This window comes from Lentibacillus daqui (assembly GCF_027186265.1).
Lineage (GTDB): Bacteria > Bacillota > Bacilli > Bacillales > Amphibacillaceae > Lentibacillus_C > Lentibacillus_C daqui.
This window is the reverse complement of record NZ_CP114176.1, coordinates 1,034,744-1,058,165: the sequence shown is the minus strand read 5'-3', so window position 1 is coordinate 1,058,165 and position 23,422 is coordinate 1,034,744. Positions and strand designations below refer to the sequence as shown.

23 protein-coding genes are annotated in these 23,422 nt (G+C 41.6%); 7 read left to right on the top strand and 16 right to left on the bottom strand.

Annotated elements, in window-relative coordinates; translation table 11 throughout:
• Positions 1 to 298: 298 nt before the first annotated feature.
• A complete protein-coding gene (locus O2S85_RS05405; RefSeq protein WP_269411675.1) occupies positions 299 to 1,468 on the bottom strand; it encodes a pyridoxal phosphate-dependent aminotransferase in 1,170 nt (389 codons plus the stop codon).
• 240 nt (positions 1,469 to 1,708) lie between these two features.
• On the opposite strand from O2S85_RS05405, the gene O2S85_RS05400 reads away from it, so the two are divergent.
• Together O2S85_RS05400 and O2S85_RS05395 are read left to right on the top strand one after the other, a co-directional pair.
• The gene (locus tag O2S85_RS05400; RefSeq protein ID WP_269411674.1) at positions 1,709 to 2,497 is read left to right on the top strand and encodes a carbon-nitrogen family hydrolase; all 789 of its coding nucleotides are present in this window, start codon (positions 1,709 to 1,711) and stop codon (positions 2,495 to 2,497) included.
• A 25-nt stretch (positions 2,498 to 2,522) separates the two neighbouring features.
• On the top strand, positions 2,523 to 3,380 hold the full coding sequence (locus tag O2S85_RS05395) for a YitT family protein (RefSeq protein ID WP_269411673.1): 858 nt from the start codon (positions 2,523 to 2,525) through the stop codon (positions 3,378 to 3,380).
• Between the two features lie 195 nt (positions 3,381 to 3,575).
• Here the strand turns inward: O2S85_RS05395 and O2S85_RS05390 are convergent, their stop codons facing one another.
• Together O2S85_RS05390 and glcP are read right to left on the bottom strand one after the other, a co-directional pair.
• On the bottom strand, positions 3,576 to 4,568 hold the full coding sequence (locus tag O2S85_RS05390) for a LacI family DNA-binding transcriptional regulator (RefSeq protein ID WP_269411672.1): 993 nt from the start codon (positions 4,566 to 4,568) through the stop codon (positions 3,576 to 3,578).
• Positions 4,569 to 4,627: 59 nt separating this feature from the next.
• Positions 4,628 to 5,980, bottom strand: a complete 1,353-nt coding sequence (gene glcP / locus O2S85_RS05385) for a glucose transporter GlcP (protein ID WP_269411671.1) — start codon at positions 5,978 to 5,980, stop codon at positions 4,628 to 4,630.
• A gap of 218 nt (positions 5,981 to 6,198) precedes the next feature.
• Here glcP and O2S85_RS05380 point away from each other — a divergent pair, with 218 nt between their 5' ends.
• The 5 genes from O2S85_RS05380 (at position 6,199) to O2S85_RS05360 (ending at position 11,814) form a co-directional block, all read left to right on the top strand.
• A complete protein-coding gene (locus O2S85_RS05380) occupies positions 6,199 to 7,359 on the top strand; it encodes a galactokinase (protein ID WP_269411670.1) in 1,161 nt (386 codons plus the stop codon).
• A 233-nt stretch (positions 7,360 to 7,592) separates the two neighbouring features.
• Positions 7,593 to 8,585, top strand: a complete 993-nt coding sequence (gene galE, locus O2S85_RS05375) for a UDP-glucose 4-epimerase GalE (protein WP_269411669.1) — start codon at positions 7,593 to 7,595, stop codon at positions 8,583 to 8,585.
• A 5-nt stretch (positions 8,586 to 8,590) separates the two neighbouring features.
• Entirely contained in the window at positions 8,591 to 10,078 is a 1,488-nt protein-coding gene (gene galT, locus O2S85_RS05370) for a UDP-glucose--hexose-1-phosphate uridylyltransferase (protein WP_269411668.1), read from the top strand.
• A gap of 4 nt (positions 10,079 to 10,082) precedes the next feature.
• Positions 10,083 to 11,117, top strand: coding sequence for an aldose epimerase family protein (locus tag O2S85_RS05365; protein WP_269411667.1), 1,035 nt, complete (start codon positions 10,083 to 10,085; stop codon positions 11,115 to 11,117).
• Between the two features lie 259 nt (positions 11,118 to 11,376).
• The gene (locus tag O2S85_RS05360) at positions 11,377 to 11,814 is read left to right on the top strand and encodes a hypothetical protein (RefSeq protein WP_269411666.1); all 438 of its coding nucleotides are present in this window, start codon (positions 11,377 to 11,379) and stop codon (positions 11,812 to 11,814) included.
• Between the two features lie 80 nt (positions 11,815 to 11,894).
• On the opposite strand, the gene O2S85_RS05355 is transcribed toward O2S85_RS05360, so the two are convergent.
• The 13 genes from O2S85_RS05355 to O2S85_RS05295 all read right to left on the bottom strand — a co-directional run bounded on the left by O2S85_RS05355 (position 11,895) and on the right by O2S85_RS05295 (position 23,393).
• Positions 11,895 to 13,412 carry an MFS transporter gene (locus O2S85_RS05355; protein ID WP_269411665.1) on the bottom strand — a complete coding sequence of 506 codons (1,518 nt, stop codon included), beginning with the start codon at positions 13,410 to 13,412 and terminating at the stop codon, positions 11,895 to 11,897.
• A gap of 121 nt (positions 13,413 to 13,533) precedes the next feature.
• The gene (locus O2S85_RS05350; RefSeq protein ID WP_269411664.1) at positions 13,534 to 14,256 is read right to left on the bottom strand and encodes an amino acid ABC transporter ATP-binding protein; all 723 of its coding nucleotides are present in this window, start codon (positions 14,254 to 14,256) and stop codon (positions 13,534 to 13,536) included.
• Entirely contained in the window at positions 14,253 to 14,915 is a 663-nt protein-coding gene (locus O2S85_RS05345) for an amino acid ABC transporter permease (protein ID WP_269411663.1), read from the bottom strand. Before O2S85_RS05345 ends, O2S85_RS05350 begins: the two co-directional genes overlap by 4 nt.
• Positions 14,916 to 14,987: 72 nt before the next feature.
• Positions 14,988 to 15,773 (bottom strand): transporter substrate-binding domain-containing protein, encoded by a 786-nt coding sequence (locus O2S85_RS05340; RefSeq protein ID WP_269411662.1) that lies wholly within the window; start codon positions 15,771 to 15,773, stop codon positions 14,988 to 14,990.
• 238 nt (positions 15,774 to 16,011) lie between these two features.
• Positions 16,012 to 16,737, bottom strand: coding sequence for an ATP-binding protein (locus O2S85_RS05335; RefSeq protein ID WP_269411661.1), 726 nt, complete (start codon positions 16,735 to 16,737; stop codon positions 16,012 to 16,014).
• Between the two features lie 13 nt (positions 16,738 to 16,750).
• Positions 16,751 to 17,188 (bottom strand): bifunctional adenosylcobinamide kinase/adenosylcobinamide-phosphate guanylyltransferase, encoded by a 438-nt coding sequence (locus O2S85_RS05330; RefSeq protein WP_269411660.1) that lies wholly within the window; start codon positions 17,186 to 17,188, stop codon positions 16,751 to 16,753.
• Entirely contained in the window at positions 17,140 to 17,760 is a 621-nt protein-coding gene (locus O2S85_RS05325; RefSeq protein ID WP_269411659.1) for a histidine phosphatase family protein, read from the bottom strand. Before O2S85_RS05325 ends, O2S85_RS05330 begins: the two co-directional genes overlap by 49 nt.
• Positions 17,718 to 18,512: an adenosylcobinamide-GDP ribazoletransferase gene (locus tag O2S85_RS05320; RefSeq protein ID WP_269411658.1), complete on the bottom strand. Its 795-nt coding sequence runs from the start codon at positions 18,510 to 18,512 to the stop codon at positions 17,718 to 17,720. Before O2S85_RS05320 ends, O2S85_RS05325 begins: the two co-directional genes overlap by 43 nt.
• On the bottom strand, positions 18,509 to 19,351 hold the full coding sequence (locus O2S85_RS05315; RefSeq protein ID WP_269411657.1) for a cobyric acid synthase: 843 nt from the start codon (positions 19,349 to 19,351) through the stop codon (positions 18,509 to 18,511). The genes O2S85_RS05320 and O2S85_RS05315 overlap by 4 nt, the downstream gene beginning before the upstream one ends.
• Positions 19,348 to 19,929, bottom strand: coding sequence for a bifunctional adenosylcobinamide kinase/adenosylcobinamide-phosphate guanylyltransferase (locus O2S85_RS05310; protein WP_269411656.1), 582 nt, complete (start codon positions 19,927 to 19,929; stop codon positions 19,348 to 19,350). The genes O2S85_RS05315 and O2S85_RS05310 overlap by 4 nt, the downstream gene beginning before the upstream one ends.
• Positions 19,911 to 20,987, bottom strand: coding sequence for a threonine-phosphate decarboxylase CobD (gene cobD / locus O2S85_RS05305; RefSeq protein WP_269411655.1), 1,077 nt, complete (start codon positions 20,985 to 20,987; stop codon positions 19,911 to 19,913). Before cobD ends, O2S85_RS05310 begins: the two co-directional genes overlap by 19 nt.
• Positions 20,944 to 21,924 carry an adenosylcobinamide-phosphate synthase CbiB gene (cbiB, locus tag O2S85_RS05300; RefSeq protein ID WP_367746101.1) on the bottom strand — a complete coding sequence of 327 codons (981 nt, stop codon included), beginning with the start codon at positions 21,922 to 21,924 and terminating at the stop codon, positions 20,944 to 20,946. Before cbiB ends, cobD begins: the two co-directional genes overlap by 44 nt.
• Complete coding sequence (locus O2S85_RS05295; protein WP_269411654.1) at positions 21,921 to 23,393, bottom strand: adenosylcobinamide amidohydrolase; 1,473 nt, start codon at positions 23,391 to 23,393, stop codon at positions 21,921 to 21,923. Before O2S85_RS05295 ends, cbiB begins: the two co-directional genes overlap by 4 nt.
• Between the last annotated feature and the right edge of the window lie 29 nt (positions 23,394 to 23,422).

The window sequence follows — 23,422 nt, the reverse complement described above, 5'->3', positions numbered from 1 at the left end:
AAACTGTATTCCTCTTTTCTTTTTTCTTATGTAATGAAGGCAAAAACCTATGGATATTCTAAATCTATCATATATCTTTTTCACTTGAAAACGCAAAGATGACATCATTATACAAGCTCTTTTTTTGCATTAAAGTAAACGATTCGATGTACGTCACATCATATAAATTACAAATCACGGAAAAACCTTTTGCGTTTAATGGACGACAAATATTACCCGGGAAATGTTTATCAAACCCTGTCGGACAACAAATGAGGATAGCCGTCGAATTGCACTATCCCCAAGTTGTAAAAACATATTAGAATATCCCAAGTTGATCGATTCGCTGTACCGCTTCCTCCAACCGTTCCACTGTATCAAGCAACCCGACACGCACATAACCTTCCCCTTGTGTGCCAAACCCGTTCCCTGGTGCCATAACGACATGTGCTTTTTCCAACAACAGATCGGCAAATGTTTCCGATGTATAACCCTCCGGAACAGGCAACCATGCAAAAAACGTTCCTTTAGGCATCTCCACCTGCCAGCCAATCTTTTGCAATCCAGTAATAAACCGATCCCGTCGTTGTACATATGTATAACGTAATTGTTCCACCGCGCTTTGATCACCTGTCAATGCTTCCGCTGCTGCTGCTTGAACGGCACCGAACAGACTGACATACAAATGATCCTGTAATAAATTTATATGCCTGATCACTGACCGATTTCCAACTGCGAATGCTACCCGCCATCCGGCCATATTATATGTTTTTGATAACGTGTAAATCTCAATCCCCATATCCTTGGCTCCTGCAGACTGTAAGAAGCTGACTGGTTTTTCTTCAAAGCCCAATGCACCATAAGCAAAATCTTGTACTACACAGAATTGATGGTCTTTGGCAAGTTTAACTGTTTCATCAAAAAATGTTTTCGTTGCGGTTGCTGCTGTCGGGTTATTTGGATAATTTAAGAAAAGCAATTTAGCTTGTCCAAGTTGTTCCGCTGAAAGCTTGCTATAATCGGGAAGAAAATTATTTTCAATTGCAAGTGGAATAAATACAGGTTCCGCATCAGCCATCGCAATCCCCGATAGATAATCCGGGTAACCCGGGTCAGGTAGCAAAGCCACATCCCCTTGATTTAACAGGCATTGACTCAATTCAACAAGTCCTGCTTTTGCTCCAAACAAAATAGCAACTTCACGCTTTGGGTCGAGCGTGACATCATATTCCCGTTTATAAAACGTTGCCACCGCTTCTTTCAAGTAATCAAACCCCTGGAATGGCGAATATTTATGATTTTCTGGATCCTCCGCCGCTGTTTGCAATGCTTGAATAATGGATGGTGGCGTCGGGAGATCCGGATTCCCCTGACCCAAATTAATAATATCATAACCTTGCTCGCTCATTTGTTGGGCTTTTTTAACCAGCTTGGCAAAAAACTGTTCCGGCAGCCGCTGCAACATTGCCGATGGTTCAAAATTATGCAACGATCCTCACTCTCCCATGTTTAAGTTTTCATTTAATGATAGCATAATTACTTTATGTGTAAAGTGAATATTTTAACATATCACTTTTTAATTCAAGCCTTGTGCGATTCCCCTCAGTTGCTACCTTTCACCTGAAGTACATATACTTACTTTTTGGACTTGATGGCTCTCCATTAAAACTCTATTATTGATATATAAAGAAAGGGGCAACATCACTATACTCGAAAGAAGGGATAATCTATGAAATATGCCGTTTACCAAACAGAAATTGTTGCTGGTGATCCGGCAGCAAACCGGGAAAACATCAAACAGTGGGTGGAGGAAGTTACGAAACAAGAGCAGCCTGATACTATCGTACTGCCGGAGATGTGGAATACCGGCTATGCACTATCCGATTTAACTAACATCGCGGATCATGAAGCTGAACCATCAACATCTTTTTTAAGCAATTTAGCACAAACACACCATATTAACATTGTTGGTGGTTCAATCGGGAATCAAAAACAGGGAAAATTTTATAATACAAGTCTTGTATTTGATCGAAAAGGTAAGCTTGTCTATCAATATGATAAAATCCATCTTGTGCCAATGCTGGATGAACCAAGCTATTTAACCGGGGGCCGGCAAAAAGTACACACCTTTGAACTAGATAAAATAAAAATGGGACTCATTATTTGCTATGATCTGCGTTTCCCTGAACTCGCCCGACAACTGGCGCTATCAGGTGCACAAGTTCTGCATGTAGTTGCCGAATGGCCATCAGCACGGCGGAATCACTGGAAAACACTGCAAACTGCAAGAGCCATCGAGAACCAATTTTTTGTTGTCTCAAGCAATGCGGTTGGGTCATATAACGGTACTGAATATGCAGGTGAGTCAATGATCATTGATCCATGGGGAACAACAATCAAAATAGGCGGCCAAAATAAATCAGAAACGCTGACAGCAACTTTGGATCTGTCCATTGTTCCAAAAATAAGAGAAGAAGTCCCGGTATTTGCCAGCAGAGTTCCGGAAATGTACGAATAGTTTGCTTCACGAGGGGAATATATCCATGAATCTAAACCGAACAACAAAAGATATCCTGCTGATCATTGTTGGCTCTCTTATTTTTGCGCTGGGAGTAAACTATTTTGCTATTCCCAATCATTTATCAGAAGGCGGTGTAATCGGGGTTACCATCGTGACACACTATTTGTTCGACTGGTCTCCCGGAATTGTTAACTTCATCCTCAATATTGCTTTAGTCGCCGTGGGCTATCGTTTCTTTAGCAAACGGATCATCTGGTATACCATTCTGGGGATTATTTTATCCTCCGTATTTTTATATGTAACCGATGATTTTGGAAAAGAGATTAGCCATGATACATTACTGGCCGCCCTATTTGCCGGATTAACAATCGGACTGGGTCTGGGCTTAATCTTTCGCTCTGGCGGTACATCGGGTGGTTCAGCTATTCTTGCCCGTTTAGCTAATGAATTGCTGGGTTGGAGCATTGGTAAAGGAATGCTGGTAATTGACATTCTCGTCATTGTCGGTTCAGCGTTTATTATTGGACAGGAGAAAGCCATGTATACCTTTGTCTCTGTCTATGTCGGGGCTAAAGTCATTGATCTTGTTGTTGAAGGGGCGAACGAACGTACAGCCGTTTTAATTATCTCCAGGCAACCTGATGAAGTGCTCAATCAGGTGACCAATAATATGGCTCGCGGAATCACTGTTTTGGACGGTAAGGGTGGCTATACCGGAGCAGAAAAAGAAGTATTATATCTCGTCATCAATAAACAAGAAATTGTTCATCTGAAAAAAATCATTGAAGATATTGATCCCGATGCTTACGTAACTGTACACGGGGTACAGGAAGTATTTCGCAAAGGATATAAAGGGTCACAAAAAAATACAGCAGGGTAGCCCAGGGAGGCATAGATATGTAAAAAGTCGCCGATTTTATAATATTTGTCACTCAATAGACGAGCAAACCATGGAAAAAGTTTCATTTTCTTTTATTTTAGTAGATTATTCGGCACGCTTCAATGTCAAAATTAAATAAATCAGACATCAGAATCGTGTTCTGATGTCTGGTGGTGTGTTCACTATTATTCTTTATTACAGGCTGCTTTCTCGGATAACCAATTCAGTTGCCAGTGTTACCTGTTTAGCGATAGTCCGTTTGTTGAAAATGCATTCTTCAAGTGCAGAAACAGCTGTTGCTCCCATTAATGCTGTTGGTACACGAACAGTGCTTAGCGCTGGAGAAACATATTTGGCCACACTCGCATCATTAAAACCAATAATCTCCACGCTGTCAGGCACTTCAATACCATGATCACGCAAAGCATTCAGTGCACCAACAGCAATCGAATCATTGGCACAGAAAAAAGCTGTTGGCAAATCATCTTTAAGTGACTGAATGGCAGTATTCATCATTTCATAGCCTGATTCAACGGTAAACGAACCGGTGAAGCAATACTTCTGATGGTATAAATGGTGCTCCTTCATGTAACGTTCATAACTTGCCATTCGCAGATCAACTGGCATTTCGGTTCCATCCGAGAATGTTTCTTTACCTGCCAATATACCGATTTTCGTATGCCCGTTTTCTCTAAAATGGGTTAATACATCCATTGCAGCCTGTGCAAAATCAACAACGACAGCATCAAACAAGGGAAATGAATAAGGATAATCAACAAAACAAATGGCTGAACTCCATGCCTGCAATTCTCTCATCTCTGCCTTGGAAAATTTACCAATTGCAATAATACCGTCAATCTGTTTATTATATTTTTTATCCATATGCGGAAATAATCGAATGAACTCATATTGCTTTTTTTCTATTTCTTTTTCCGCCCCCGCACGAATAGTATAATAATACATATCGTTTAGCTCTTCTTCTTCGGTGTACCACTGAACAATGGCAATTCGCAACGGTCGTGTTTGTTTCTTCCGTAAATGTTTTTGATAATTGAGTTGTTCAGCAGCCTGGAAAATACGTCGTTTGGTCTCTTCCCCAACAGACAGTGTTGCATCATCGTTAAGCACACGTGAGACCGTAGCAATAGATAGATTCACTTTTTCAGCTATATCTTTGATGGTTGCCATATTCTCAGCTCCATTTCATGAAACGGTTTTTTATTCCAAATCTTTCGTTATCCAAGAATTTATTTTTTTACGGATGTTCGACGACGCAACGCTGCTTCAATTTCTTCTAGACTGCGACCACGCGTTTCCGGTAAAAATTTGACTACAAATATTAATGCTGCGACGCCAATCACGGCAAATACAAGAAATACCTGGCCAATTCCCATTGCATCCGACATTATCGGGAAAAACTGTGCGACAAGTAAACTGCCGATCGATAAAACAAGTGCCGAAATTCCTGTAGCAGCACCGCGGGCACGCATTGGAAACAGTTCCGGCAGCATAACCCAAAGAATCGGACCCCAGGTAAAGGCAAAGAAAATAATAAATAAAGTCAGACATACGACAATAATCCATGCTCCAAAGCTGGACTCAAGACCAATTGTCCATATTAAAATCGCCATAATAATTAACGACGCTACCATACCAATATTGCCAATGACAAGTAGTTTTTTACGGTCAATCTTGTCAATGATCATCATTGCGAATATGGTCATAATCACATTGACCGAACCAATCCCAACTGTGCCAAGAATAGACGTTATATTTCCTAAGCCAGCCTCACTAAAAATCGTCGGTGCATAATAAATAATCGCATTAATCCCGATGATCTGCTGAAATAATGCAAAACAACACCCAATGATCAAGGTCGGCCGTAACCAGGCAGATGTTAAAACCTTCCATGTACTGTCAGAAATTCGGTTAATCTCACGCATTTCATGAATTTCCGGGTCAATTTGTTCTGGTTTTCTAGTTAGTTTCATCACACTTCTGGCAGCTTCTTCGCTCCGATGTTCCAGGAGCCATCTTGGACTTTCCGGCATAAACAGAACCCCGATCATAAGAATGAACGAAGGAACAACTGCCAATCCAACCATCCAGCGCCAGCCCTCTATCGGTGCAAAGGCATAGTTTACCAAATAAGAAGCAAGGATACCGATCGTAATCATTAATTGGTTTAATGAACTTAATGATCCCCGCTGTTCGGTTGATGCCATTTCAGACAAATAAACTGGTACAATAGCGGTCGACCCACCAACGGCTAAACCAATAATCAATCTTCCGGTAACAAGTACTGACATATTTTGCGCCGCTGCAAGTATTAGTGCACCAATAATAAACACAATGGAAATCATGAATACAAGCCTGCGTCGGCCGAACCGATCGGAAAGCGGGCCACTGAAACCAGAACCAACTATCGCGCCAAGAAGCATCGAACTGACGACTAGCCCTTCAGTAAAACTGGTTAAAGGAATATCATTTTTAATAAACAACAACGCTCCAGAAATGACTCCCATATCATATCCATAAAGAAGCCCACCTAAAGCTCCAAGGAAAAAGATCAGTTTTTTACTGATTATTTTACTACCCATTTTGGTCATTCCCTTCTCATATATTTTGTAGTTTTGAGTATACGCTTTCACTTAATGCTTGTAAAATATTTAAATCATCGCCATATTTGAGTAAAATTATATTGTTTTTTCACTAATAAATTACGATTTTTTATTGATGTAAAATCGCTTTCATAGTAGAATAAAGGTATTGCTTTTATTTTCGAATAAAAAATGATCCTTTACAAGGGGGCATCGGGATGGAGGATTTATTTGCAACATATCAGGACATATTCCGGACAGACAAACAACCTGCTTTGTTTTTTGCACCTGGCAGGATTAATTTAATCGGGGAACATACCGATTATAATGGTGGTCACGTATTTCCGGCTGCTATTTCCTTTGGTACGTATGCGTTAGGCAGCAAAAGAACCGATCGACGTTTTCGCTTCTACTCTTTAAACTTTCCATCAAGCGGAATTATTGAATGTGATCTCAATAAATTGGATTATCATGAACAAGATGATTGGGCCAATTATCCAAAAGGTATGATAAAATACATGATAGACATGGGTCACCCGATTACCAGCGGCGCGGACATTCTATTCTATGGGGAAATCCCTAACAGCGCTGGCTTGTCCTCGTCAGCATCAATTGAAATGGTAACCGGGGTACTATTGGAAAATCTATTTAACTTTAATATCGATCGTATCCAGATGATCCAGTTGGGACAAAAGGTGGAAAACAAATATATTGGCGTAAATAGTGGCATCATGGATCAGTTTGCGGTTGGGATGGGAAAGCAGGATCATGCCATGCTGCTGGATTGCCAAACATTGAATTACCAATATGCACCAATCAAATTGGAAAACTACAGCATTATGATTATTAATTCCAACAAACAGCGGACACTTGCCGGTTCGAAATATAATGAACGCAGGGAACAATGTAATCAGGCGCTAAACGATTTACAAACAACGCTTGATATTCAAAGTCTTGGAGAATTATCAACGGAAAAATTCCAAGCGCATCAACACCTAATTCGTGATAAAACAAACCGTTTGCGGGCAAAACACGCTGTGACTGAAAATGAACGGACGAAACAAGCATTAAGAAAATTACAGGCTGGCGATTTAATTGGCTTTGGCAAACTAATGAATGAATCTCACCATTCACTGCAGCATAATTATGAAGTAACCGGCATAGAACTTGATACCATTGTCCATACGGCCTGGAAACAAGATGGCGTTATTGGGGCACGGATGACCGGGGCCGGGTTTGGTGGATGTGCCATCGCCATTGTAGAAAAAGATAAAATAGCTGCTTTCAAACAGCAGGTAAACAAAACCTATCGTGAAACCGTCGGATATGATGCAACATTCTATATAGCTTCCATCCATGATGGTGCAAAACAAATATAAGTGAGTGTTCAAAAAGGAGGATAAAAAGGACCGAGAAGTTCAAGGTGGCGTAGCTTTGAGCACCGGAGTGTACATAAAAGGTACATGAGGAGCGGAAAAGCAAGCCAACGAGCTTTTTCAAAGGAAGGCCGACTAAAAACGGGCTTGCGCTCAGGCGTCGGCATACCCCTTTTGCAGGGGCACGTCATTTTTACCGGACTTTTTGAACATCCTCTACAAGGGAGTATAGTAAAATGAGTATATTAGTTCCAGGTGGTGCCGGCTATATTGGTTCGCATGCAGTGTATCAGCTCATTGATCAAGGAAAACAGGTTGTCGTTGTTGACAGTTTGGAAACCGGACATAAGAAAGCGATCCATCCAAAGGCTACTTTTTATCAGGGAGATATCCGTGACATTAGTTTCTTACGTCAGGTATTTGACAACGAGTCGATTGATGCGGTGATCCATTTTGCGGCCAATTCACTAGTTGGAGAATCGATGGAGGATCCACTAAAATATTTTGATAATAATGTTTATGGTACACAGGTCTTATTACGGGTGATGGCTGAATACCATGTGAAGCATATTGTATTCTCTTCCACCGCAGCAACGTATGGCGAACCTGAAACAGTGCCAATTTCTGAAACAACGCCCACAAATCCTGAAAACGCCTATGGTGAAACTAAATTAACTATGGAAAAGATCATGAAATGGACCGAAAAAGCCCATGATATTCGCTATGTTTCATTGCGCTATTTTAATGTAGCCGGTGCCCGGAGCTCAGGTGAAATCGGCGAAGATCACCGTCCAGAGACACATCTGGTCCCCATTATTTTACAAGCCGCTCTCGGACAAAGGCAGTCCATCACTATTTTCGGAGATGACTATCATACTCCCGATGGAACTTGCATCCGTGACTATGTCCATGTCGAGGACCTGATTCAAGCTCACGTAAAGGCACTGGATTATTTACAAAATGGAGGTAAAAGTGACATTTTCAATCTTGGAAGCAGCCAGGGATTCTCCGTTAAGGAAATGATTCAAACCGCACGTACCGTTACTGACAAAGCTATTCCCGCCGAGATTGGCAAACGACGCCCTGGTGACCCAAGCACATTAATTGCAAGTTCTGACAAGGTTAAACGCACGCTCGGCTGGAATCCAACCAGGACATCGATTACCACGATTATGCAAGATGCATGGAACTGGCATAAGTCCCATCCACATGGCTATGGGGAGGAGTAACTTTTATGATTTATCAAGATTTGGAAGGACTTGTTCAAGCCGCAATCGATCGACAATTAATCGAACCTGCTGACCATATTTATTCTCGTAATCAGGTAATGCATTTACTAAAATTGGATGCATTTCCTGAACGGTTAGCAGAAATCACAACCGGTGAGATACCCGATTTATTGGGAAAATTGGTTGATTACGCCATTCACCAACAAATAATTCACGATATATTTGACGAAAAGGAAATGCTGGCAGCGGATATCATGAACTGTTTCGTTGCCCGTCCATCCGTTATCCGATCAATATTTCATAACAAGGTCCGGAATTCACCGGATGCAGCAACTGATTATTTTTACCAACTTAGCCAAAACAGTAATTACATTCAAATGAATCGGATTCGGAAAAATATCCACTTCAAGGCTGATACAAAATACGGCGAAATGGATATTACCATTAACCTGTCCAAACCGGAAAAAGATCCCGAACAAATCAAGCGTGAACGGGAATTAAAACAAACAGTTGCGTATCCAAAGTGTCCCTTATGTGTGGAAAATGAGGGATACGCCGGACGAACGGGACATCCAGCAAGGTCCAACCATCGGGTGATTCCGGTCGACCTGTTGGGGGAAAATTGGTATTTGCAGTATTCGCCATATGTCTATTACAACGAACATTGCATTGTTCTTGCTGAAAAACATCGCCCAATGAAAATTGATAAAAATGCGTTTCAACGGCTCATACAATTTACAACTAAGTTTCCGCACTATTTTCTTGGTTCTAACGCGGATTTACCAATCGTTGGTGGGTCAATTTTAAGCCATGACCATTATCAAGGTGGCCGGTATGAATTTGCGATGACCAAGGCTACAGAGGCATTTCGTTTCCAACTACAATCATTTGATCAAGTTACCGCCTCGGTGTTGAACTGGCCATTATCAGTCATTCGCCTGACAAGTGTCGATGCTGAACCGTTACTGGAAGCGGCTGATCATGTGTTGCAGACTTGGCGCACTTATACTGATTCGCGGGCAAATATTGAAGCTTATTCGGGTGACACACCGCATAATACCATCACACCAATTGCCCGCATGCGTGATGGAAAACATGAATTAGATTTAGTGTTACGGAATAACCGGATATCTGATGAACATCCATTGGGTATTTTTCACCCCCATGCCGACGTGCAACATATTAAAAAGGAAAACATCGGGCTGATTGAAGTGATGGGTCTGGCGGTTCTCCCTGCCCGGCTCAAGGATGAACTACGGGGCATTAGACAATATTTACTTGGCGGGGACATCATTCATGTTGCAGCATACCATCAGGATTGGGCCCAGAAATTGAAACACACTTATGGTACGATTAAGAGCTCTGTTCAAGCTGATACCATTTTACAAACCGAACTGGCCAAGAAATTTTCCCGAGTGCTGGAAGATGCCGGTGTCTTCAAAAACAAATCAGCATTCGAACGATTTATTAACACATTGAATAAAGAGGTGTAACGGGATGAATATTTCGCAACAGAACATATACAATAACTGGATGGAATACACCCTTGCCAATGATCATGGAATGTCGGTCAAAATCCTGAATTATGGCGGAATCATTACCGAAATGAAGGTTCCCGATAAGGATGATAAGCCGGAAAACGTGGTATTGGGCTACAAGGATGTTGCCAATTATAAAGATAACCCGAATTTTTTCGGAGCAATTATTGGCCGGGTAGCTGGCAGAATTGAACATGCGTCGTTTTCATTAGGCGGGCAGACTTATCAATTGGAAAAAAACGAGGCCCCTCATCATTTACATGGAGGATCCCATGGGTTTCATTCCGTTACCTGGGATGCCAAACCATTCCGGAATGATCAGGCTGTTGGGGTAAAACTTTCTTACACAAGTCCTGATAAAGATGGCGGGTATCCCGGTCGTGTGCTTGTTAACATGACCTATACGCTCTATGCCACGGAAAATAAACTTGAACTCGATTATCAGGGAACAACCGACCAAATAACACCATTGACGTTAACCAACCATTCCTATTTCAATTTATCCGGAGATTTACAGTCAACAGTGGATAACCATCATGTTACCTTTACTGCCCCACGCGTTCTGGAACTTGATGGCGCATTAATACCAACCGGGAAAACATTTACTGCAGCCGGAACCAATTTTGATTTTAGTGGTGGTCGAAAATTGTGCGATGGTTTTACGGATTCGATTGAGCAAAATCGGATTGCTGGTGGAGGGTATGATCATTATTTTATCTGGGATAATCAGCCCAAAAAAGTGGTTGTCCATGAACCAAATGCAGGGCGGTTCTTAACGATTGAAACCAGTCAGCCTGGTATGGTTATGTATACAGGCAATGGGTTGGGTGACGGGATTGCTTTAAAAGGTGGGTCATCACGGAAACATCTTGGGGTCTGTTTTGAAACCCAAGCATCCCCCGCGTCATTGCATCATCATGGTATTCCCGGAATAATGCTGAACCCCGGAGAAACCTACCACCAGCAAACGGCATATACATTTACGACGGAATGAGTTTAAACACTGATAAAGAAGTTTCGAACGCGTTTTTATGGGTGCTTGAAATGATTTGCCAATTACATACTTTTATGTTTCTGTATCGCTATGAAACTTAAATTTACGTTATTGACATTGATTTTTAGATTTTCCTTGTTAATGTGGCTTGTATTATCAAATTTTAATACATCTCTGAGGATTTTTGGCGAATTGTGTAACATACGCGACCATGATATATTATAGGCAGATTTAATTTTTGGAAGAAGGAGGTGTTAGGATGAGCGAGCAAATTCTTGAGCAATTGGCTGAAGAAATCAAAGATATTAAATCCAGTCTCGGTAATATGGCAACTAAGGAAGATCTGGCTTCTGTGGCTACCAAAGAGGATCTCAATAACATGGTTACTAAAGAGGATTTGGCTTCCATGGCTTCAAAATCCGATCTCAATCATATGGCTACCAAAGATGACCTGGCTTCCATGGCTTCAAAATCCGATCTCGATCATATGGCTACCAAAGATGACCTTGTTCCGATAAAAGATGATTTGGATGAGCTAAAAAGAACCGTTAATCGTAACTATGAGCAAATAGCCCTTAATTCAGAAACCCTTGATGCATTGGTCCAAAGCAATCATCGTCATGAAAAAATAATCGAAACACTTTCTTTGCGCTCCAACGAACATGAAAGTGATATCCGTATATTGAAACAACGTTAATCTCTTCAAATTCCTCTTAGATTTACATCCAGATCCAAAAAAGAGGTACAAATCCAACATGGGATTGTACCTCCTTTTTTCTAGCCTTTCTGACCGTTTTCAAATTCACTAATATGTTCATCAATTTTCTGTTTTTCTTCATGCCACCATAAGCCATCTTCTTCAGCATCCTGCAGTACTTCCTGAATCTCCTGTTTTTCCTCAACTGCCGGTGGGGAGCCGCGTAATGGTTTACCAGAGGTGTTTTGAAGGAAAAAGCTAACAACCACAATACCTACTAAAGAGGCAAATACAACGTAATAGGCCGGTGCCAAATTGCTCGCGGTAATATCAACAAGCCAGGCTATCAAGAGTGGTGCTGTACCACCAAACAGGGAGGTGGAAATATTGTACGTAATCGCCAGACCGCCATATCTTACATTCGTAAAAAACAATGAAGGTAATTGAGATGGCATGGTTCCTTGTAGAGCAGCAAGCAAAAAAGCCAAGACGAGTAATCCGGCAAATACCAGCCAATTATTACCGCTGTCAATTAACATAAAGGCAGGAATTGCAAGGATAATCACCCCGATTAAGCTCCCCTGAATAATCCGTTTATTCCCTATCCGGTCACCAAAGTGTCCCATCAGAATGACCAATGGAACCATAATAAACATAACGATCAATATCAACAACAACCCTTTTGTCTCACCATAACCGAGTACAGCTGTTAAATGGGAAGGCATATAGGTCAATACGGTATAGTCAATCACATTATAGAAAAACACGATAATTAGTCCGATCAACAATGGCCTGCGATGATGAATAAGAATATCTTTCATTGAAACATGATGTGCAGAATCTGCTTCTTCTGCCTTTTCCTTTTCTTGCTCCATCTTCTCAAAAGCTGGTGATTCTTCTAAATGGGTTCGCAAATATAACCCAATAAAACCAATTGGTGCAGCAATTAAGAATGGAATTCGCCATCCCCAGGCAAGCATTGTCTCTGACCCTAAGATAAAAGTTAATAGTGTCACAATACCTGAGCCGCCAATATAGCCGACAAGTGTGCCAACTTCCAATCCACTAGCCATGATGCCACGTTTTTTATCTGGAGCAGACTCAGCAATAAATGTCATGGCGCCGGAGTATTCGCCACCAGTTGAAAATCCCTGTACCAGCCGGGCGATCAAAAGCAAAATCGGTGCAGTAATACCAATCGATGCATAACTGGGTATAATACCAATGCCAAGTGTTGCAAGCGCCATCATGATCAGTGTGATAGCCAAAATCTTTTTTCTACCCAATCGATCCCCTAGCATTCCAAAAAACATGCCTCCAATCGGGCGAACAAGAAAGGCAACAGCAAACGTGGCAAAACTAAAAATCAACTGTGTTCCACTTGCAGCTTCTGAGAAAAACACCTTTCCAATGGTTGCTGCAAGATATGAGTAAATCCCAAAGTCAAACCATTCCATAGCATTGCCCATCGCGGTTGCTACCACCGCTTTTTTTGCGACATCTTTATCTACAACAGTAATGTCATCTCTATGCAGTTTGTGTTTCTTCTTTTTATTTTGTCGTTTGAATCGCCTCTTCTCCTCTTTTTCATGATCCATCAAACTCCTCCTCGGTTAAAAATGACTTTTGGATGATGATTACCCGAAAAGTCCAACTATTAAACAAAGGACAGTCTCCTGCCGTTTATATGTTAATTTGGCAGGGAACTGTCCCCATATGTTATAAAATTTTATTCAAAAATCCTTGTGTTCGTTCAGACTCGGGATTGGTAAATATCTTCTGCGGATCCCCTTCTTCCATAATGACCCCCTCGTCCATAAACAACACCCTGTCCCCTACCTCTCTGGCAAAGCCCATTTCATGTGTGACCACAACCATGGTCATTCCCTCAATAGCCAGTTGTTTCATGACTTCAAGCACCTCGCCAACCAATTCCGGATCGAGCGCGGATGTCGGTTCATCAAATAGCATGACTTTCGGCTCCATGGCAAGTGCCCGGGCAATCGCCACGCGCTGTTGCTGGCCGCCTGATAATTGGCTGGGATACATGTCTGCTTTATCACTTAAGCCAACTTTTCCCAATAATTTAACAGCACGATCTCTTGTTTCTTGATTACTCAGTTTTAGAACTTTCCTGGGTGCCAGCATAATATTTTCCATAACTGAACGATGTGGGAATAAATTAAACTGTTGAAAAACCATACCTACCTCGGTACGCACTATATTAATATTTGTTTTGGGATCATTTAAATGATGACCATTGACGACAATATCACCACTGGTCATTTCCTCCAGCATATTCAAACAGCGTAAGAAGGTACTTTTGCCGGAACCACTTGGGCCAATGACACAAACAACTTCTTGTTCGGCAATTTGACAGTTAATTCCTTTTAATACTTCCAAATCCCCAAACTTTTTGTATAAATTTTTCACCTCAATCATTGAATATCCAACCTTCTTTCCACAAACCGTAAAATAAAGGATAGAATTAAAGTAATCACCAAATAAAACATGGCAACGGTTGTGTAAATTTCTACTGCATTAAAGTGATTGGCTGCAATCAATCGTCCCTGAAAAATCAGCTCTGGAACAAGAATAACGGATAAAAGTGAGGTATCTTTAATACTAATAATAAACTGATTGCCAAGTGGCGGAATCATCCGTTTAAATGCTTGAGGCCAGATCACATAACGCATCGTTTTTCCGTGATCCAAACCGAGTGAACGCCCTGCCTCCATCTGTCCTTTTTCAATCGACTGTACTGCACCGCGGACAATCTCAGCAATATAGGCACCCGAATTTAAGGCAATGACGATGACACCGGCTGTAACTGATTCGAATGTATGTCCAATAATTAATGGTAAGGCATAAAATATCCAGATAGCTTGTACAAGTACCGGCGTTCCACGGATGACCTCAATGTAGATACTCGCAATCCAATAAATTACTTTGTTCCTGGCAATGCGTCCGAGTCCGAAAATAGCTCCCAAAATAAAACCAATAAAAAGTCCCAGTACGGAAATGAGAAGCGTATAATATAAACCTTGTACAATTTGCGGGAGAAAATCAATAACACCTGCCCAATTAAATCGTCCTATCATCTTTTCACCTCTCTATGCCTTGGTACGTAAAGGGTATAACGAACAAGTTATACCCTTTCTATCAATTTGCTTTTATGACTCAGGTTTTTCACCAAACCACTTTTCATAAATTTCATCGTACGTCCCATTTTCTTTCAAAGTAGATAATGCCTCATTTACCGCTTTAACTAAATCATCCTGACCCTTGGCAAATGCAATTCCATAATTTTCTGCCTCATACAAATCACCGACCACTTTCAGGCTGCCATCACCTTTTGTATTAATGTAATACTGAACATTTGGTGCATCGTAGAGAATCGCATCCGCACTGCCGTTTTCTACTGCCAAATATGCTTGATCCAGCTGCTCATACTGGTTCGCCGTAGCCCCATCGATAGTTTCATCAATGTATGCCGAACTGGTTGACCCTAATCTTGTTGCAATTGTTTTTCCTTCCAAATCATCCATTTCCTTAATCTCATCATTATCAGCAGCAACCCCAATCCGTAAACCAGATTCATAGTATGGATCACTATAGTCAATTTTTTTGGCTCGTTCATCTGTAATACCAATCCCCGCCAATGCAATATCAAATTTTCCGGTTTGTAATCCAGGAATAATCCCATCAAAATTGGTCGTTTCCAAGTTGATTTTAAAACCGACTTCATCAGCAATCGCGTTAATCAGATCGATATCAAAGCCAACGTATTCACCATCCTCTTTAAATTCAAACGGTACAAACGAGGTGTCAGTGGCAACAGTATATTCATCCTTTAATTCACCTTCACCACTTGATTTAGATCCACAGGCAGCAAGTCCAATAACAATGAGAGATATCATTAAAATCATGCCTATCCATTTTTTTAAATCCTTTGGCATTACAAAAGTCCCCCTTAACTTGTATTAACTAATACGTATTCACTGTTTGTACGAAAGATTCGCTTTTAAAAAAATTACACTTTTTAATGTCATATCACTGTATAAACTGGACTGAAAGATACTGTCATGCATATAAATTCAACATGCATGGATTTATTTCAAATTACGTTTAAATAGAGGGGAATTTATCGCATTAAAAAACCGGGTCATTTCCCGGCGAATAAAATATATTGTTATTCTATTTTTGGATTTTAGTTAAACATACTTTATGGAATAAATCCTCAGCATCTCCTTTAAGTTCTTCTACAGTAACCAATGGTTCATAAACAATGATAAAACAAGTTGCAGGGCCTGCTGATTTATGTAAATCAACATTAGCTGAAAAATGATAGCTTTTCTCTGGAAACAGTTGGTTTAACTCGTGGATGATACCTTTTGATCCAACTGGCACTACCGCTAACACCGCTTTATGTTCACAATACCACCGAAACATATGTAATGGGGCGATTTTATTTTGTTCCGTGATAACTTCTTCGCCAACAAGTGGACTTCCGATAACTGCAACCCCAAGCTCCTGATCTTCTTCAGGAATCGCTTGCCCCGGCTGTCGCGGTTTCTTGCCTAAAACCGTTACACCTTGAGCTGATTGGTTAAGTGAAAAATTTGATTCCGTACTACCAGTAATCCGCAGTTTTTGTTCTGATTCCTTCATGCCACGCTGAATGCCTTTTACAAGTGACATCCATGCCGCATCACCATTGAAATTTTGCAGGATAACAGCGAAAGGAACTCCTCCGGAAGCGACACATTCCATAAAGGCAACTCGAAAGGCAAAGTAAGCAGCAAGATCATAGGAAACAGATACGACATCGTCTGGCTTTTCCCCGATAGCACCACTATTATCACAGGCAATCACGATGTCGATATGTTGATCAAATGGCTCGATTAATACATCTCTCTTCATAACGATCTCCTTTCTATTTCATTCGCCGAGCAATTCCATACCAGAGTAAATCAAATCTGGAACAATTGACAACCAGATCTTGAAAAAACCAGCCTGCCGCATCCCGGTATTCGCGCATTTCTCTCTCCAGTGGCACAATCCCTTTGGAAATATCTGAGCCAATCACGACAAGATGACGAATGAGTGATTGCTGTTCCCATTTCAGCCATTCCTCAATCATGTTGGTTCCTACTTCGCGGATGGCAGCAAAATCACTTGTTTTTAACAACTGCTGAACCCATAGCTCGACCCCGGAAAGAATAAGTATATCATCATTGACATCCATGACTTGAGGACATTTGTTGCCACGGTAAGCGGAAATCCAGCGAAATGATCGCTGTTTATCCAATTGGTAGTGCGTTTTCACCCACGCTGATTTTCCGTTATAGGAACCTCCTGTAATGACATGCATTTGTCACCCCTCCTAAAATCGTCTTTTGTCCAGATTAACCGATACCCCCCACCATAGGGAATCTTCCAGTTAAAAAATGACCGATTGCATATAGTAGATAATAATAGGCGAATAACCCCGCCATGTGTTACGATTACACTCTCTTTTGCATTCGTATCCATCATTTTGTCTTTGACTAATGCAAATCCTGCCACAACCCGTTTTTCAAAGACCGTAAATGTTTCTCCACCATCCGGATGACAATGAAACGGATCATCCAGCCATTGACGATAGGACGTAAGCTGCTTTAATTCCTCATAGGTTCTCCCCTCCCATAAGCCAAAATTCATTTCTCTGAAGGCTGTACGTTTTTGAATAGGAAGATTGGGAAATAGAATCGCCGCCGTTTCCAAACAACGCCGCAAATCACTCGAAAACAATTGATCAACTGTCTTCATGCATGGTTTGTTTCGTTTAAGGATTCCTTTTCCTTCTGTACTTAACGATACGTCCGTCCAGCCAATATACGCACCCCGCTGGTTTTCCTCGGTCATCCCATGGCGAAGTAATGAAATAGCCACACCATCATCCATAAATAGACTTCCACTCCTTCCACCGATGCACCGACAATATCACCGGTTATGCCACCAAACCACTTGACAGCTTTTTTCCGCAAGCCTAAAAATAAGATGAGCGTTCCTGCAAACATCAGCATCACAAGCAGTCCACCCTTGGACGAAAAAGCAAATAATACGATCAGAACCGGCACCAATATAATCCAATAATTCCATAGTGTTGTTGACGTACATGCTTGTTGAAACGTGTAACCAAGCCCGGATTGCTTTGCCACGGGAACGAGCCTTAGCATCATCCCCATTGCCATGCGGCTCAATACCGGAATAACTCCCACTAAAAGATAGGTTAACGGTGTATGTAATAAAATAATTTCATAGATAAACAAAAACCTGGCACCAAGCGGGACGATCACACTTAATACACCAAAGGCGCCAACTCGTGGATCCTTAAGTATTTCCAAACGCTTATGAACATCACGATAGGAAAAGTAGGCATCACAACTGTCCATCCAGCCATCCAGATGAATGCCACCAGTCAATACAATCGGCAGGAGCCAAAGACAAAAAGCAACAGCCAGTGGAGAAAATGGTGTGCCTTGCAGCAGCCCGTACAATACACCGGAATAAGCCAGCCCTAAAAACATACCAAACACTGGAAACATACGAACTGCACGATCCAGATTTTTTGGTGTCATTGGGATTTCTTTTGTAATTGGTAGTATACTAAAAAATTGGATAACAATAATAAGTCCAGATATGTATGCTTTCATCTTACATCTCGCCGCTTGATGATATCCAGGATCCGGTTTCCATCCAAATAGTTACCCAGTTTTGCTGCTAAATCCTCATAACGATCCCCTGTTTCAGGTACTCTGGTCACATCTGGCTGTATTTGTCCGGATAGTGCATCCTCAGCTGCAATCGCATGCTGCACACGGGGGATAACACCTAAAACCGGTAATCCGGTATACTTTTCGATCCATTGAATACCATCCATAAAAGTACCCGGTTCACCCGTAAATTTATTGATGATAATGCCTTGTACCCGTTCACGTTCTGGAGCAGTAAGGAGCGCCAATGTGCCAACAATACTGGCAAACACGCCTCCTCGTTCAATATCAGCAACAAGTATAACCGGGACATCAGCAAGCGTTGCGATCGACATGTTCACCAATTCCTTGTCACGCAAATTCATTTCAACCGGACTCCCTGCCCCTTCCATAATGATGACATCGTGCTTATCCAGCGCCATCAATGATTGTTTAATTGCTGCCATGCCCATTTCATAATAATCCCCTCTGTAGTTATGTCCACCTACCGTTCCCAGTGATTTTCCCAAAATGATTGTCTCCGCAGATTTTTCGGATGTCGGCTTTAGTACAATCGGATTCATCCATACAGTTGGTGCCTGTTTTGCTGCCTCGGCTTGAATCACTTGTGCACGGGAAATTTCCAAACCGTCTGCAAGCTTTTGTGTAAAGTTGGACATATTTTGTGATTTAAATGGAGCAACGGAATAGCCCAGGTTGGTAATGATACGACACAAGGCTGTAACAATGAGACTTTTCCCAACATTAGAAGCGGTCCCCTGAATCATGATGCCGTTCATTTGGTCCTCTCTCCCTTCATCATGATTGGTATACCTGATTCGATTACATATGCTTCATTGGCATTTTTCACCAGATATTGATGTAATTGCCCAAGTATTTTGCTATATACGTTGACCATGGCGTTATTGCTTAAAGGTTCATTTAATACCTCATTTGAGACAATGATCAGTGCCTGGGCTTTAAACTGGATCCGTAAAATATCAGTTAAAATATGTTTGCTTACAGCTTGCTGATAATCCGTACTTGCCCAATCATTTTCCGACAGATTGCTGGAGAATAATTCATTTGTCAACAAAATGGTGAGGCAATCCAACAATACAATATCCTGCTCACTTACACGATCCACAATAGAAGCAATATAAATAGGACACTCAATGGTTTTCCAGTTCTGTTTTTCCCGTTGCCGCTGATGGAGGGTAATCCGCTGTTGCATCTCCGTATCTTCAGGTTCCGAAGTAGCAAGATAACACAGATATCCGTCGGCGTCCTGCGCATAACAAACCGCATATTGCTCGGCAAATGTGCTTTTTCCGCTTCTGGCGCCACCCGTAATAAAAATCAGTCCGTGCTTTTCCATTTGATTAGCTCCTCCATCAACCGATCATTTTGCTCAGCCTGTTTAATCGAAAATCGTAACCAGCGGCCGTTTAACCCACGATAATTGGCCGTATGCCGGGGTACAAGACCACGTTCCAACAAAAAGCGAAACAAAGGTAATTGCTCATCCAATTGCGGATCACGCAACAAATAAAAATTGACGTCACTGTTGGACATTTGATAGCCATTCTTCCGTAATACTGAAAATAGGCGTCCACGTTCCTCGCCAATAAATTCCTGCGTCCGCTGTACATAATCGGTTGTCTGCAAACATTTTATTCCGGCCGCTATTGCAAGGGCATTAACATTCCAATGTACTTGATAACGACGAAAACGTTCAATCAAAGATGGTGCGGCCAGCATATAGCCCAATCGAAGTCCGGCAATCGCGTACATTTTTGTCAATGACCGGAGAATAATGACATTGGAAAAATCTCGAAGGAAACCGACAATTGTTTTGGGATCTAGGAGAAAATCATAAAACGCTTCATCAATTACCAGATAACAATCGTTTTTTTTGCATAACGTTGCTATTTTTAGAAGTTCTTCGATGGTATAACTGATACCCGTAGGATTATTGGGATGACAGAGAAACAATACATCATTTTCCTTGATCTGTTTATTCATTTCATCTAACGGCAATTTCCAATCATTTTCCCTCAAAGTAAAGTGGGAAATCTGACAGTTGTACGTTTGACACATACGTTCATATTCGGAAAATGATGGATCGATAATCAAAATTCGTTTCCTTTGAAAAAACTGCGCCAATAATGAAATAAGTTCCGCTCCACCGTTTCCCAATAAAATGGCTGATTCTGAAATTTGCGCTGTTTCGGCAATCTGCTTTTTCAATTGTCTTCCATCAGGATCCGGGTAATCAGTTATCTTATCAAACCAACCGTCCCAATGCTGTTTCAATGATTCAGGTGGACCAAACGGATTGAGGTTCACGCTAAAATCTACTACTGTATCAGGCATCGTTAAACACATATGTTCATACACGTAATATGGGTTCGATCCATGTAATGGCCAGGCCAATCGTAACGCCTCCAATCAATAAAATAAGAAGAAATAGGCTAGCCGTTCGCTGCATAATCGTAATTGTTTGTAAAATATGCGTCTGTTTTAATGGTTGACGAGCATTTCCCATTCGTTCGGCAATGGATAATTCCCCTTGATATGTATTTACCCCGCCAAGCTGAATGCCCAACAAGGAAGCGACCGCCGCCTCGCCCCACCCACTGTTCGGGCTTTTATGCTTATGGGCATCCCTTAATAACATAGTTAAAGCGGTTCGGCGTGTTTCATAGACAGGTTGTACCACCAGCAGCATTGTCAGGGCGGTTAAACGGGCGGGAATCCAATTAAGGATATCATCAAGCTTTGCCGATGCATACCCAAACTCCTGGTAGCGGTCATTTTGATAGCCCACCATTGAATCACACGTGTTGACAGCCCGATAAACCAGTGCGAACGGCGCACCGCCAAGCAAACCCCAGAATAAAGGCGCCGTAATTCCATCATTTGTATTTTCTGCTACCGTTTCAACCGCTCCGCGGATAATGTCTGTTTCTTGCAACTGATCCGTATCACGTCCCACGATACATGACAGCTTTTTTCTTGCCATCGGTATATCTTGTTGATTTAATGGCGAGTAAACTTCAAGTGCTGCCTTTCGTAAACTGTTGGCTGAAATTGTTGTCGCAATCAAACATCCTTCTGCTATCATTCCAAAAATCGGGTGTAGATAGTAACTAAGCAATACAAGGAACAAACTGCTAAACAATACAATACTCGCAACAATTCCAACCATGAACATACCGTTTATTTTACGACGGTTACCTCGATTCAAATGGTTATCCAGCCAAGTGATCAACTTGCCAAATCCCTTTACCGGATGTGGCCAGCCTTTTGGATCACCAATAAGCCAATCGATGATACTGGCAAGAACCATCGCCGATATATGATAAATCATGATTGGTTCCCCTTGGCATTAAGAAGTGCTTGCTTTGTACACATATAAACACCTTTGCCAATGAGGCTTCCCAGCGGTGTAATTGAACCGCCAAAAGACAATTCCGAACCAAGTTGGGTAGCTGCAATCAAGATACTATCGGTAGAGGTTCCTGTAGCCAGTGTCCCCGTCATCTCATCCAATACACCGTTATCATACAATGCCTTTACCTTTGCTTCTGTCGCAGTCATCATGGATTGGATAAATGCAGTGTCGGTTAGTGTTCCGTTTACAAACACCCACGTATTAATCGTACCAGGTGACAAGTTCTGACAAAAGCCGTGTTCCCCTCCATATGCCACATCAACTGCATTGCCGCTACCCGCAGTCACAACAATAAACACCGAACAATCAGGGGTTGACAAAAATTGATAAGCTACATCGGTTACGTTGACCGCCGTCATCATCCCCACCGTTTCATTCGGGTCGAAATCGTAAGACGTTAAATAATTCATCATTTCCTGCTGATAATCCAGTTCAGCATAATCTTTATCCACATGGCGATTCACAAATGTTCGATACCAGCCCATCCCTGAACCGGTTACACCAGATGACATCACTTTTAATGGAAGCGGCGCCTTAAGATAAATCATCTGATCGTTTACTTGCAACAGTTTTTCATTCACAACGGGTAGATTTTTTTCCGCAGGCAGTTTTTCCGGAACGATCATCATTTGTGGCTTAGGAATTCGTGGGTGTGGATGCTTTTCCACCTTTGTTTGATAAACTTCCTGAACCGTTTTAGTCTTTAATACCACATCGGGATGATCACAAATTTTCGTCTGCCCACGGTGCAGCAATAATAAACGATCACAATAGATACTGGCAAGATTTAAATCATGGAAGATGGAAATAACGGTTAATGTCTTGCTTGCAGTCCATTGTTTGAGTAAATCAAGTAATTCCTTTTGATAAGCTAAATCCAGATGATTGGTCGGCTCATCAAGTAACAGAATTTTTGGCTGCTGTGCAAGGGCCTGTGCCAAATAAGCACGCTGCCGTTCTCCGCCAGATAATTGATCCAGTAATGCATCCTGATACGTAATGACACCGGTCTTGTCCATCACATCCCGGACAACCTGTTCATCCGCTTCAGAAAATGATTGGAAGTGTCCTTTCTGATGGGCATACCGGCCAAGTGCAACCGTTTCTTTGACCGTGTAGTTGAATGTTTGCGACGTATGCTGTGGCAAGACAGCAACCCAACGAGCAAAATCCTTGGCCGAATAAGCAGTAACCGGCTTTTCATTCAGTGTAATTTCACCCTGATAAGCAGACAGAATGCCATTAATCATATTTAATAGTGTAGTTTTTCCACTCCCATTAGGCCCAATAATTCCAAAAAACTCTCCCTCTTCCACTTGAAAGGAAATATTGTGCAAGATGATCTTATTTGCATAACCGCCTGAGACATTTTGGACATTAATCATGTTATTGCTACTTCCTTTCTGTTTAACTA

Coding starts and splice junctions, on each gene's coding strand:
- O2S85_RS05350 (WP_269411664.1), bottom strand. CDS start 14,256: ATGATTGAGGTGAAAAATTTATACAAAAAGTTTGGGGATTTGGAAGTA.
- O2S85_RS05330 (WP_269411660.1), bottom strand. CDS start 17,188: ATGCATGTCATTACAGGAGGTTCCTATAACGGAAAATCAGCGTGGGTG.
- O2S85_RS05355 (WP_269411665.1), bottom strand. CDS start 13,412: ATGGATCATGAAAAAGAGGAGAAGAGGCGATTCAAACGACAAAATAAA.
- O2S85_RS05315 (WP_269411657.1), bottom strand. CDS start 19,351: ATGAACGGCATCATGATTCAGGGGACCGCTTCTAATGTTGGGAAAAGT.
- cbiB (WP_367746101.1), bottom strand. CDS start 21,924: ATGATTTATCATATATCGGCGATGGTTCTTGCCAGTATCATCGATTGG.
- O2S85_RS05335 (WP_269411661.1), bottom strand. CDS start 16,737: ATGAAGAGAGATGTATTAATCGAGCCATTTGATCAACATATCGACATC.
- galE (WP_269411669.1), top strand. CDS start 7,593: ATGAGTATATTAGTTCCAGGTGGTGCCGGCTATATTGGTTCGCATGCA.
- O2S85_RS05325 (WP_269411659.1), bottom strand. CDS start 17,760: ATGGATGATGGTGTGGCTATTTCATTACTTCGCCATGGGATGACCGAG.
- O2S85_RS05390 (WP_269411672.1), bottom strand. CDS start 4,568: ATGGCAACCATCAAAGATATAGCTGAAAAAGTGAATCTATCTATTGCT.
- O2S85_RS05340 (WP_269411662.1), bottom strand. CDS start 15,773: ATGCCAAAGGATTTAAAAAAATGGATAGGCATGATTTTAATGATATCT.
- O2S85_RS05380 (WP_269411670.1), top strand. CDS start 6,199: ATGGAGGATTTATTTGCAACATATCAGGACATATTCCGGACAGACAAA.
- O2S85_RS05295 (WP_269411654.1), bottom strand. CDS start 23,393: ATGATTAATGTCCAAAATGTCTCAGGCGGTTATGCAAATAAGATCATC.
- O2S85_RS05395 (WP_269411673.1), top strand. CDS start 2,523: ATGAATCTAAACCGAACAACAAAAGATATCCTGCTGATCATTGTTGGC.
- O2S85_RS05365 (WP_269411667.1), top strand. CDS start 10,083: ATGAATATTTCGCAACAGAACATATACAATAACTGGATGGAATACACC.
- O2S85_RS05360 (WP_269411666.1), top strand. CDS start 11,377: ATGAGCGAGCAAATTCTTGAGCAATTGGCTGAAGAAATCAAAGATATT.
- O2S85_RS05400 (WP_269411674.1), top strand. CDS start 1,709: ATGAAATATGCCGTTTACCAAACAGAAATTGTTGCTGGTGATCCGGCA.
- O2S85_RS05345 (WP_269411663.1), bottom strand. CDS start 14,915: ATGATAGGACGATTTAATTGGGCAGGTGTTATTGATTTTCTCCCGCAA.
- O2S85_RS05310 (WP_269411656.1), bottom strand. CDS start 19,929: ATGGAAAAGCACGGACTGATTTTTATTACGGGTGGCGCCAGAAGCGGA.
- glcP (WP_269411671.1), bottom strand. CDS start 5,980: ATGGGTAGTAAAATAATCAGTAAAAAACTGATCTTTTTCCTTGGAGCT.
- galT (WP_269411668.1), top strand. CDS start 8,591: ATGATTTATCAAGATTTGGAAGGACTTGTTCAAGCCGCAATCGATCGA.
- O2S85_RS05320 (WP_269411658.1), bottom strand. CDS start 18,512: ATGAAAGCATACATATCTGGACTTATTATTGTTATCCAATTTTTTAGT.